The sequence below is a fragment of the Vibrio sp. 1288 genome (assembly GCF_033344475.1).
On the sequence record NZ_JAWPOX010000172.1, the window covers coordinates 1 to 1004 of the forward strand.

Sequence of the window (1004 nt, forward strand, 5' to 3'; positions counted from 1 at the left end):
CTCTCAATAGCTTGATGCGCGAAGCATAACCTAATTCAACGCCATACACTTTGGATAAGTTATCGATCATTTTGAAGTTTCGCCACGCCACCAGCAACATATCAGCGGCGGCGAGTGGACTTACCGCAACTAACGCAGCAGACTCAGTCGCGTGCTGAGAAACCACTTTTGTAGCGAGCTTGTCTTGTTGACTAACGACCATAGAATCGTACATATCGAGGATTTCCGCATCACTGTGTGCTGGGTTAATGCTGTTCTGCCAGCGATCAAAGCCTGGGTTCTCTGCTAAAACACCACTCTGTTCCGCCACCTTTTCGCAAAACACCTTGCCTTTACCCACACTGTCACTGTGAACGAGCAGTTCGGCTTCTTCTTGAATGCTGAAATGATTTCTTAATTTACGTAGCTTCCAGAGTTCTTTACCGATAGCACCTAGGCCCAATGAAGCCACTGCAGTAATGAAACCCGCCCAACCTAATGCTAGCCAGTCAGCTGTTTGCACCGCAGTGACAAATGAGTCTACAGCCTGCCACCCGACCAATCCGGCAAAAGTAGCAAACACGATGGTTGCGAGCCACTTTCTGCCCGGCCTAGGGCGAATCACGTGTTCAAGTTGCAGTTCTTGTTCGGTTTCAATTCGATCTTCTTCTATCTTCACTGGTACAAAAGTTTCTTTTTCACTGAATGTCTTTTGCGCCGTTAACTCTGGTGAATCCGATTGCTGCTCTTTCTCTAGTGCTTTTTCAGAGAAAATTTGTTTCTGCTTCAATTCGCTCATTTCAATTTGTCTCCTAGCAGATAATCTAGTGCTTTATCTAGACGTATGTGTTTCATCGGTTCATCACTTGCTGACGGCATAGGACGGAAGGAAGTAAAGTCGAAACCACTGTTTTGCCAATAGGCAGCATTGGGTAGCTTCTTCGGCACCTCTCCTGGGAACATCGTCATTGCCTCACCGTTTAAGGTCGTCCCTTGTAACGCAGAAATGGTTTTGTCGCCTGAGG

2 protein-coding genes are annotated in these 1004 nt (G+C 46.9%); both read right to left on the reverse strand.

Annotated features, from left to right (window positions below):
* Nucleotides 1-778 (reverse strand): TIGR01620 family protein (locus R8O11_RS25425; protein ID WP_318194638.1); only part of this gene is annotated, 778 nt, incomplete at its 3' end.
* Nucleotides 775-1004, reverse strand: a 230-nt coding sequence (locus R8O11_RS25430; protein ID WP_318124217.1) for a YcjX family protein, incomplete at its 5' end; no start/stop codon positions are given. The genes R8O11_RS25430 and R8O11_RS25425, both read right to left, overlap by 4 nt.